The 9,863-nt window shown below is 74.1% G+C and carries 8 protein-coding genes; 4 read left to right on the forward strand and 4 right to left on the reverse strand.

Features of this window, described 5'->3' with window-relative positions:
* Positions 1-79: 79 nt before the first annotated feature.
* Genes ACIPLC_RS14060 through pdhA form a run of 3 tightly spaced genes read right to left on the reverse strand, consistent with a single transcriptional unit; the run spans position 80 to position 3,593 of the window.
* Positions 80-1,453: a dihydrolipoamide acetyltransferase family protein gene (locus ACIPLC_RS14060; protein WP_400473222.1), complete on the reverse strand. Its 1,374-nt coding sequence runs from the start codon at positions 1,451-1,453 to the stop codon at positions 80-82.
* On the reverse strand, positions 1,453-2,454 hold the full coding sequence (locus ACIPLC_RS14065; RefSeq protein ID WP_400473210.1) for an alpha-ketoacid dehydrogenase subunit beta: 1,002 nt from the start codon (positions 2,452-2,454) through the stop codon (positions 1,453-1,455). The genes ACIPLC_RS14060 and ACIPLC_RS14065 overlap by 1 nt, the downstream gene beginning before the upstream one ends.
* Entirely contained in the window at positions 2,454-3,593 is a 1,140-nt protein-coding gene (gene pdhA, locus ACIPLC_RS14070) for a pyruvate dehydrogenase (acetyl-transferring) E1 component subunit alpha (RefSeq protein ID WP_400473211.1), read from the reverse strand. Before pdhA ends, ACIPLC_RS14065 begins: the two co-directional genes overlap by 1 nt.
* Positions 3,594-3,742: 149 nt before the next feature.
* Here pdhA and ACIPLC_RS14075 point away from each other — a divergent pair, with 149 nt between their 5' ends.
* A complete protein-coding gene (locus ACIPLC_RS14075) occupies positions 3,743-4,210 on the forward strand; it encodes an Lrp/AsnC family transcriptional regulator (RefSeq protein WP_400473212.1) in 468 nt (155 codons plus the stop codon).
* Positions 4,211-4,257: 47 nt separating this feature from the next.
* Here ACIPLC_RS14075 and ACIPLC_RS14080 read toward each other — a convergent pair whose 3' ends face one another.
* Entirely contained in the window at positions 4,258-4,845 is a 588-nt protein-coding gene (locus ACIPLC_RS14080; protein WP_400473213.1) for a TetR/AcrR family transcriptional regulator, read from the reverse strand.
* A gap of 139 nt (positions 4,846-4,984) precedes the next feature.
* Here ACIPLC_RS14080 and ACIPLC_RS14085 point away from each other — a divergent pair, with 139 nt between their 5' ends.
* The 3 genes from ACIPLC_RS14085 to ACIPLC_RS14095 all read left to right on the forward strand — a co-directional run bounded on the left by ACIPLC_RS14085 (position 4,985) and on the right by ACIPLC_RS14095 (position 9,746).
* Positions 4,985-6,253, forward strand: coding sequence for a hypothetical protein (locus ACIPLC_RS14085; protein WP_400473214.1), 1,269 nt, complete (start codon positions 4,985-4,987; stop codon positions 6,251-6,253).
* A gap of 149 nt (positions 6,254-6,402) precedes the next feature.
* Complete coding sequence (gene paaN / locus ACIPLC_RS14090; RefSeq protein WP_400473215.1) at positions 6,403-8,103, forward strand: phenylacetic acid degradation protein PaaN; 1,701 nt, start codon at positions 6,403-6,405, stop codon at positions 8,101-8,103.
* A 155-nt stretch (positions 8,104-8,258) separates the two neighbouring features.
* Complete coding sequence (locus tag ACIPLC_RS14095) at positions 8,259-9,746, forward strand: FAD-dependent monooxygenase (protein ID WP_400473216.1); 1,488 nt, start codon at positions 8,259-8,261, stop codon at positions 9,744-9,746.
* Positions 9,747-9,863 lie beyond the last annotated feature (117 nt).

Below are 9,863 nucleotides of genomic sequence, written 5' to 3' on the forward strand. Positions count from 1 at the left end.
CGGGACGCGCTACTCTCACCCGATTCGCGCCCCGTCGCCCTGGGTTGCCTTCGACGCACCCAGGGCGACCATGCCGCGCTCAGAGCTGCCGCAGCAGCGTCCCCGGCCGCTCCACGCAGTCCGCGACGAAGCGCAGGAAGCCGCCCGCCGCACCGCCGTCGCAGACCCGGTGGTCGAAGGTGAACGACAGCTGCACGACCTCGCGCACCGCCAACTCCCCCTCGTGCACCCAGGGTTTGGCGACGATCCGACCGACCCCGAGCATCGCCGCCTCGGGGTGGTTGAGGATCGGGGTGGAGCCGTCCACGCCGAACACCCCGTAGTTGTTCAACGTGAAGGTGCCGCCGGTCAGTTCGGCCGGGGTGAGCGAGCTGTCGCGCGCCCCCTCGGTCAACCGGCCCAGCTCCTCGCCGAGTTGCTCGGTGGTGCGGAGGTGGGCGTCCCGCACCACCGGGACGACCAGACCCCGCTCGCCCTGCGCGGCGAAGCCCAGGTGCACCGCCGAGTGCCGGATGATGCCCGAACCATCCTCCGTGACACTGGAGTTGAGCTCCGGGAAGCGGGCCAGCGCAACCGTGCAGATCCGGGCGAGCAGCGCCAGCACGCTCACCTTCGGGCCCGGGGCTGCGTTCAACTGCCGCCGCAGCAGCATCAGTTCGGTGGCATCGGCGTCCACCCAGCAGGTCACGGCGGGGATCTCCCGGTGGCTGCGGCTGAGCTTCTCGGCCACCGCCTTGCGCAGCCCGCGCAGCGGGACGACGCCCTCCCGCACCACCGCCGCCGAAGCGGCCGGAGCAGCCGGGGTCGTCGGCGCAGCCGCCTTCGCCGCGACCGCCCGTTCGACGTCCGCGCGCATGATCAGCCCGTCCGGGCCGCTGCCGGAGAGCGCGGCCAGGTCGACCCCCTGCTCCCGGGCCAGCCGCCGCACCAGCGGCGAGATCACCGGCACCACGCCCGGAAGGGTCCGCACCACCAGCGCGGGAACCGGAGCAGAAGCCGGAGCCGGAGCCAGAGCCAGAGCCGGAGCGGCAACCGGAACGGCGGCAGGAACGGCAGCCGCAGCCCCCACCCGGCGCCGCCGCCCGCCCTTCCCCGGCTCGGCGACCCCGTACCCGACCAACGGCCGCTCCACCTCCGCTGCCGCCTCGACCGGCATCCCGGCCGCCGCCTCCGCCGCCGCCTCGACCGACAGCGAAGGCCCCTCCGCCGGAGCCACCGCGACCGTCACCAGCGGCGCGCCCACGGCGATCTCCTCGCCAGCCTCGCCGTACCGGGCGGTGACCACCCCGCCGTACGGGCAGGGCACCTCCACCACGGCCTTGGCGGTCTCCACCTCCACCACCGGCTGGTCGACCGCGATCACCTCGCCGGTCTCGACCAGCCAGCGCACCACCTCCGCCCCGGTGAGTCCCTCACCGAGGTCGGGCAGCCGGAACTCGCGCACGACGGGCATCATCCTCGGTCCTCCCACTGCAGCCGGGCGACCGCGTCCAGGATCCGGTCCACCCCGGGCAGGTGGTGGTGCTCCAGCATCGGCGGCGGGTACGGGATGTCGAAGCCGGTCACCCGCAGCACGGGCGCGGCCAGGTGGTGGAAGCAGCGCTCGGTGACCCGGGCGGCGATCTCCGCGCCGGTGCCGCCGAAGCCGCTCGCCTCGTGCACCACCACGGCCCGGCCGAGCGAGCGCACCACCCGGCAGACCGTCTCGTCGTCGAACGGCACCAGGGTGCGCAGGTCCAGCACCGCGAGGTCCCAGCCCTCGGCCTTCGCCGTCTCGGCCGCCTCCAGGCAGGCCGGCAGCGAGGGCCCGTAGGTGATCAGCACGGCGGAGGTGCCGGCCCGCCGCAGTACGGCCCGGCCGATCGGCTCGACCGGGGCGGCCGGGTCGAACCCGTCCTTGCCCCAGTAGAGCCGCTTGGGCTCCAGGAAGACCACCGGGTCGTCGGAGGCGATCGAGGCCCGCAGCAGCCCGTACGCGTCGGCCACCGTCGCCGGGGTGACCACGTGCAGGCCGGGGGTGGCCGCGTAGTACGCCTCGGAGGCGTCGCTGTGGTGCTCGACCCCGCCGATGCCGCCGCCGTACGGGATGCGGACGGTGATCGGCAGCGGCAGCTTGCCGGCCGTACGGTTGCGCATCTTGGCGACGTGCGAGAACAACTGCTCCAGCGCCGGGTAGGCGAAGGCGTCGAACTGCATCTCGACCACCGGGCGCAACCCGTACATGGCCATGCCGATCGCGGTGCCGAGGATGCCGGCCTCGGCCAGCGGGGTGTCCAGGCAGCGGTCCGGGCCGAACTCGGCGGTCAGCCCGTCGGTGATCCGGAAGACGCCGCCGAGCGCGCCGACGTCCTCGCCGAGCACGTGCACCGCCGGGTCCTCGCGCAGGGCGTCGCGCAGGGCCGCGTTGAGCGCCTGCGCCATGCTCGCGGTTCGCGGGGGAGTAGCAGTGCTCATCAGTGCTGCACCTCGGCCTCGGCGGCCAGCTCGGCGGACAACTGGGCGGCCTGTTCCCGGAGTTGCGGGGTCGGCTCGGCGAAGACGTGGGTGAACAGCGCCATCGGGTCCAGTTCGGGGTCGGCGTGGAACTCGGCCCGCATCCGGGCCGCGAGCGCCTCCGCCTCGTCGGCCGCCGCCCGCGCCAGCGCGTCGTCCAGGACGCCGAGTTCGCGCAGCGAGCGCTCCATCAGCAGGATCGGGTCGTGCTCCCGCCAGGCGGCCACCTCCGGATCGGTGCGGTAGCGGGTGGCGTCGTCCGCGTTGGTGTGCGCCTCGACCCGGTAGGTGAGCGCCTCGACCAGGGTCGGGCCGCCGCCGGTCCGGGCCCGCTCGACCGCCTCGGCCAGGACGCCGTGCACGGCGGGCGCGTCGTTGCCGTCCACCAGCCGGCCCGGCATGCCGTAGCCGACGGCCTTGTGGGCCAGGGTGGGAGCGGCGGACTGCGCGCTGAGCGGGACGGATATCGCGTAGCCGTTGTTCTGCACCAGGAAGACCACCGGCGCCTGGAGCACCGCGGCGAAGTTCAGCGCCTCGTGGAAGTCGCCCTCGCTGGTGCCGCCGTCGCCGAGCATGGCCAGCGCGACCACCGGCTCGCCGCCCAGCCGGGCGGCGTGCGCCAGCCCGACGGCGTGCGGGGCCTGGGTGGCGAGCGGGGTGCAGAGCGGGGCGGTGCGGGTGGCGCGCGGGTCGTAGCCGGTGTGGGCGGTGCCGCGCAGCAGGGTCAGCGCCTCCAGCGGGTCGATGCCCCGGGAGACCACCGCGAGGGTGTCGCGGTAGCTGGGGAACAGCCAGTCGGCCTCGCCGAGCACCAGCGCGGCGGCGACCTGGCAGGCCTCCTGGCCGGTGGACGCCGGGTACACGGCCAGCCGGCCCTGCTTGGTGAGGGTGGTGGCCTGCTGGTTGAAGCGGCGACCGACCACCAGGCGGCGGTACAGCTCGCGCAGCAGCGCCGGGTCGCACTTCTCCAGCGCGGGGGTGCCGAGCACCCGGACCGGTGAGGCGTCCGGGAGCAGGGGGGCCGGGTCGGTCCGCGGGGCGGTGGCCCCGGGTGTCCAGCCGGGCACCGCCGTGTGGTGTCTGTGGTCGAGAACGGTCATCTCGGGGCACCTCCTGGGGTGGCGGGGGCTCCCTACCGATTGTTCGGTCGTCTGTTCATCTTGACCAGAAGCGTGACAAGGTGGTGGACATTCGGCCTGAGCGGCGGTCGACTGGTGGCAGTGTGTCCAATCGGCGGGGGTGGGGGGTCATGTCGGCTGAACAGATGTCCAGACTCGACCGGGTCGACCGTTCGATCCTGCGGCTGCTCCAGCAGGACGGCCGCGCCTCGATCCGCTCGGTGGCCGAGCGGGTGCACGTGTCCCGGGCGAACGCCTACGCCCGTATCTCCAGGATGGTCGAGGACGGTGTCATCCGCGGTTTCACCGCTCGGGTCGACCACGAACGGGCAGGTCAGGGCGCGTCCGCGTACATCACCCTGAAGATCGTCCAGAACTCCTGGCGCACGGTCCGGGAGCAGCTGCTGGAGCTCCCCGGGGTCGCCCACATCGCCCTGGTCGGCGGAGACTTCGACGTCCTGCTGCTGGTGCACACCGCCGACAACCACGCGCTGCGGGAGCTGGTGCTGGGCAGCATCCAGTCCATCCCCCAGGTGCTCGGCACCCGGACCATGCTGATCTTCGAGGAGACCGACCAGGTCCCCCCGGACGGGCCGTAGGACCCGTCTTCGAGCTCCCGTCCGCGCGCCGGCGCCGGGGCACGCACCTAACCGCGGGCGCGCAGCCCGTCGAAGGCCAGGTGGACGACCGCGTCCGCGACGCCGTCGGTGCCCTTGAGGCCCGGCCGGTACCACTCCACGATCGAGTTGATCATCCCGAACAGCAGCCGGGTGGCGAGCCGCGGTTCGACGTCCGCGCGCAGCGCACCGTCCGCGACCGCCGCCCGCAGCAGCTCGGCGACCTGGTGGTCGAACTCCCGGCGCCGCTCCAGCGCCCACTGCTCGGTCACCGTGTTGCCGCGCACCCGCAGCAGCAGCGTCACGTACGGCAGTTCCGCGAGCAGCACCTCGGCGGTGCGGCGCACCACGTGCTCCAGCCGCTCCACCGCCGGGCCCCGCACCGCCGCCGGCTCGGCCAGGATCGCGAACAGCCCGTCCAGCGCCCGCCCGACGGCCAGCCGCAGCAGTTCCTCCTTGCCGCGGACGTGGTGGTAGATGGACGACTTGGAGATCCCGGCCGCCCGGGACAGGTCCTCCATCGAGGTGCCGTCGTAGCCGCGCTCGTTGAACACGTCGACGGTCACCGCGAGCAGTGACTCCACGGTGTAGGCGGTGCGCGTGGTGTGATCGGCCATCCTCCGAGTATCCCCGGCCGCCCCGCGCCGTACGCGATCGGGTCCGGTTGGTCCACACCAGACGTCCGGGCACGGGCCGGGGCAGGCCCTAGACTCGGCGGACGATCGTCCACGTCCAGCAGGGTGGGGTCCAGTCCGAATGAACGCAATACCGGCCGTCGCCTCCGACGTGCCCGAGCAGCGCAGCGATGATCCGGAGGGCGTGCCCGGCGGCGGCTGGCGGGAAGGCGCCCGCGCCCTGGTGGTCCGGTTCGGGCCGGCGGTGTGGTGCTACGCGGTGCTGAAACTGATCGGCTTCACCGTCTTCATGAAGCTGCTCTCCTTCTCCGGCGACTACCTCAAGAAGCCGGCCCGGTTCGGCGGCGGCGCCAACCCCTGGGACGTGCTGGCCACCTGGGACGGCTGGTGGTACCAGCAGGTGGCCCAGTTCGGCTACCACCCGGCGCTGATCCCGATACCGAACGGCCCGGTCGGCTTCAGCGTCGAGCAGAACTCCGCCGCGTTCTTCCCGCTCTACCCGGGCCTGATGCGGATGACCTCGGACGTCACCGGCCTCGGCCTGTACGGCGCCGGGATGCTGGTGTCGGTGGTGGCCTCGCTGTTCGCCGCCGCCGGGATCTACGCCGTGGTGGACCGGATGGCCGGCCCCAGGGCGGGCGTGATCGCGGCCGGGATCTGGGCGATCGCCCCGGGCTCGGGCGCCGAGTGGGCGGTCTACTCGGACTCCACCTTCGTCGCACTGGCCGCCTGGGCCTGCTACTGCGTGATGACCAAGCAGTGGATCGCCGCCGGGGTGATCACCCTGGTCACCGGGCTCAACCGGCCGACCGCCGCGGCGCTGATAGGCGCGGTCGGCCTGGCCGCGCTGGTGGAGCTGTACCGGCGGGAGAGCGGTGTCCTGCGCCCGCTGACCGCGATGCTGCTGGCCCCGGTCGGCCTGCTCGGCTACGTGGCCTGGGTGGGCTGGCGGACGGGCGAGTGGGGCGGCTACTTCCGGCTCCAGCACGACGCCTGGCTGCACTACTTCGACTGGGGCCAGGGCACCTGGCACGCGATCCGCGGCGTGCTGCTCGGCCGCAACGACTACCCGTTCGCGTTCCCGGTGCCGGACCTCTTCGCCACCCTGATCGTGCTCACCCTGCCGGTGCTGATCGTGCTGCTGATCCGGCTGCGCCCGCCGCTGGTGCTGACCGCCTACACGCTGGCCACGATCGTCTCGGTGCTGGGGAGCCTGGGCATCTTCGGCAACGTCTCGCGCTACCTGCTGCCGGCGTTCCCGCTGCTGATCGCGCTCGCGGTGGCGATGCGCAAGCTCAGCTGGCCGGTGCTGGCGGCGGTGCTGGGCTTCGGCGCGGTCGCCTCCGGCTGGTACGCGGGGTACGTCATCTTCGAGCTGGGCGTGCCGTAGGCCCTGCCCCTCATCCGCCCCGGGGGCGCGTCCGCCACGGACGCGCCCCCGGGCGTTTTCCCGGATTCCGTCCCCTGCACCCTCTTGAACCGACCGATCGTTCGGTTACCCTGTGACGTGTCCCGTCCTCCCTCCTGAGGAGCGCACAGATGTCCGCAGCGGTCACCCACCCCCTCGTCGGCGAGCTGGTCGAGCGCCACCAGGCCACCCTGGACGCCGCCCTCGACGCCGCCGCCAAGCGCGACTACTGGTCGCCCTACCCCGAGTTCCCGAAGGCGTACGGCGAGAGCGGCCCCGCGGACGGCAAGGCCGCCTTCGACGCCCTCCTCGGCCAGCCGTTCACCCTCGACGGCCACCCCGCCGACGGCGACCTGGTCGGCGGCGAGGCCTCCCCGTACGGCATCGAGCTGGGCATCGGCTACCCGCACGCCGAGCCGGACGCGCTGATCGCCGCACTGAGCGCCGCCCGGCCCGGCTGGGCCGCCGCCACCCCGCTGGAGCGCGCCGCCGTCTGCCTGGAGATCCTGCACCGGATCAACGCCCGCTCCCACGAGTTCGGCCAGGCCGTCATGCACACCACCGGCCAGGCCTACGGCATGGCCTTCCAGGCCGGCGGCCCGCACGCCCAGGACCGCGGCCTGGAGGCGGTCACCTACGCCTACGCCGAGCAGACCCGGCTGCCCCGCCGGGCCGGCTGGACCAAGCCCCAGGGCAAGCGCGAACCGCTGGTGATGACCAAGGAGTTCACCGTCGTCCCGCGCGGCCTCGCGCTGCTGGTCGGCTGCAACACCTTCCCCACCTGGAACGGCTACCCCGGCCTGTTCGCCTCGCTGGCCACCGGCAACCCGGTGCTGGTCAAGCCGCACCCGCGCGCCGTACTACCGCTCGCGCTGACCGTCCGGACCGCCCGCGAGGTGCTCGCCGAGGCCGGCTACGACCCGAACCTGGTCTGCCTGGCCGTCGAGCACGAGGGCGGCACCGTCGCCCAGACCCTCGCCGTCCGCCCCGAGATCCGGCTGATCGACTACACCGGCTCCACCGCCTTCGGCGACTGGCTGGAGGAGCACGCCAAGCAGGCCGAGGTGTACACCGAGAAGGCCGGCGTCAACGCGGTCGTCATCGACTCCACCGACGACTACAAGGGCATGCTCGGCAACCTGGCCTTCGCCCTCTCGCTCTACAGCGGCCAGATGTGCACCACCCCGCAGAACCTGCTGATCCCGCGCGGCGGCATCGCCACCGACCAGGGCGAGAAGTCCTACGACCAGGTCGTCGCCGACCTCGCCGCCGCCATCGACGGCCTGCTCTCCGACGACGCCCGCGCCGCCGCCGTCCTCGGCGCCGTGGTCAACCCCGGCGTGCTGCAGCGCTCGGCCGCCGCGGCCGGCGGCGAGTACGGCGAGCTCGCCCTCGCCCCGCGCGCGGTGACCTCGCCGGACTTCCCCGGCGCGACCGTCCGCACCCCCGCGCTGGTCAAGCTGGACGCCGACAAGCCGGACGACCGCGCGGTCTTCCGCACCGAGTGCTTCGGCCCGGTCTCCTTCGCCGTCGCCGTCGAGTCCACCCCCGCCGCCGTCGAACTGCTGCGCACCACGGTCCGCGACAAGGGCGCCATGACCGCCTCCGGCTACACCACCTCGCCCGAGGTGGAGGCCCTGCTGGTGGCGGCCGCGCTCGACGCCGGCGTCTCGCTGTCGCTCAACCTGACCGGCGGCGTCTACCCCAACCAGACCGCCGCCTTCTCCGACCTGCACGGCACCGGCGCCAACCCGGCCGCCAACTCGGCCTACTGCGACGGCGCGTTCGTCGCCAACCGGTTCCGCACCGTGGAGGTCCGCCGGCACGGCTGAGCGCCGTCCCGGCCCGTCCGATCCGCTCCGGGCCCCGGCGGTCACCCACCGCCGGGGCCCGGCGGTTCACAGCTCCCGACGGGCCCGGGATGATGGAGGCTGGGAGAACGCCGGACACGGCGTCCAACCGCCCTCCGAACACCGGGAGCTGACACATGACCGCGAAGCCGACGACCGCCACCGACGTCCTGATCGTCGGTGCCGGACCGACCGGGCTGCTACTGGCCGGCGATCTCGCCGCGGCCGGGGTCGGCGTCACCGTCCTGGAGAAGCGCGGCGCCGAGTCCAACCTGACCCGGGCCTTCGCCGTGCACGCCCGCAGCCTGGAGCTCCTGGACGCCCGCGGCCTCGCCGACGACCTCATCGCCACCGGCCGCCCGGTCACCGGCCTGAGGATGTTCAACCGCTTCGGCATCGACCTGAGCTCCCTGCCCACCCGCTTCCCGTTCGTCCTGATCACCCCGCAGTACCACGTCGAGCGGCTGCTCCAGGACCGCGCCGAGCAGGCCGGCGCGACCATCCTGCGCGGCGCCGAGGTCACCGCCCTGCGGCAGGACGCCGAGGGCGTCACCCTGGAGACCCGCGACGGGAGCACCCTCACCGCCCGGTACGCGGTCGGCACCGACGGCGTCCGCTCCACCGTGCGCGACCTGCTCGGCATCCCGTTCCCCGGCGAGTCCGTGGTCGACTCCGTGATGCTCGCCGACGTCCGGCTGGAGCGCGAGCCCGCCGACACCATCACCGTCGGCGCCGACGAGACCGGCTTCTCCTTCCTCGCCCCCTTCGGCGACGGCTGGTACCGGCTGATCGCCTGGGACCGCAAGGAGCGGCAGCCGGACGGCACCGCCCCCTCGCCGGAGCGCCTCGCCGCCGTCGCCCGGACCACCCTCGGCGAGGACTACGGCCTGCACGACGTCCGCTGGAGCTCCACCTTCCACAGCGACGAACGCCAGGCCCCCAACTACCGCTCCGGCCGGGTCTTCCTGGCCGGCGACGCCGCGCACTGCCACTCCCCGGCCGGCGGCCAGGGCATGAACACCGGCCTCCAGGACGCCGCCAACCTGTCCTGGAAGCTCGCCGCCGCCCTCCAGGGCCGCGCCACCGACGCCCTGCTCGACACCTACCAGAGCGAACGGCACCCGGTCGGCCGGACGGTGCTGCGCACCTCCGGCGCGCTGATCCGGCTCGCGCTCGCCGAGTCCGCCCCCACCCGCGCGCTGCGCGGGGCGCTCACCACGCTCGGCGGCCACCTCGACCCGGTCACCGAGCGCGGCGCCCGGATGGTCTCCGGCATCGACATCTCCTACCCGGCCCCGAAGGACGCCCACCCGCAGGTCGGCAAGCGCGTCCCGGACCTGCGGCTGACGGCACTGCGCAAGCCCGTCGAGGGCGCCCCGGCCGCCCCCGAGCGGCTCTACGAGGCGCTGCGCGAGGGGAAGTTCGTCCTGGTCAGCAACGACGAACTGGCCGCCGCCGAACCCTGGGCGGACCGCATGGTCACCGCCGCCCCGGCCGACCCGCACGGCAAGCTGCGCGACACCGTCCTGCTGATCCGCCCGGACGGCTACGCCGCCTGGGGCGCCGTCGACCCCGGCCAGGGCGAGCTCCGCACCGCCCTCACCGCCTGGCTCGGCACCCCCTGACCCCCGCCGGGGGGGGGGGGGGCCCCCCCCCCCCCCCCCCCCCCCCCCCCCCCCCCCCCCCCCCCCCCCCCCCCCCCCCCCCCCCCCCCCCCCCCCCCCCCCCCCCCCCCCCCCCCC

Source organism: Kitasatospora sp. NPDC086801 (genome assembly GCF_044745805.1).
In the GTDB taxonomy this organism is placed as follows: domain Bacteria; phylum Actinomycetota; class Actinomycetes; order Streptomycetales; family Streptomycetaceae; genus Kitasatospora.

Coding starts and splice junctions, on each gene's coding strand:
- ACIPLC_RS14060 (WP_400473222.1), bottom strand. CDS start 1,453: ATGCCCGTCGTGCGCGAGTTCCGGCTGCCCGACCTCGGTGAGGGACTC.
- ACIPLC_RS14065 (WP_400473210.1), bottom strand. CDS start 2,454: ATGAGCACTGCTACTCCCCCGCGAACCGCGAGCATGGCGCAGGCGCTC.
- pdhA (WP_400473211.1), bottom strand. CDS start 3,593: ATGACCGTTCTCGACCACAGACACCACACGGCGGTGCCCGGCTGGACA.
- ACIPLC_RS14075 (WP_400473212.1), top strand. CDS start 3,743: ATGTCGGCTGAACAGATGTCCAGACTCGACCGGGTCGACCGTTCGATC.
- ACIPLC_RS14080 (WP_400473213.1), bottom strand. CDS start 4,845: ATGGCCGATCACACCACGCGCACCGCCTACACCGTGGAGTCACTGCTC.
- ACIPLC_RS14085 (WP_400473214.1), top strand. CDS start 4,985: ATGAACGCAATACCGGCCGTCGCCTCCGACGTGCCCGAGCAGCGCAGC.
- paaN (WP_400473215.1), top strand. CDS start 6,403: ATGTCCGCAGCGGTCACCCACCCCCTCGTCGGCGAGCTGGTCGAGCGC.
- ACIPLC_RS14095 (WP_400473216.1), top strand. CDS start 8,259: ATGACCGCGAAGCCGACGACCGCCACCGACGTCCTGATCGTCGGTGCC.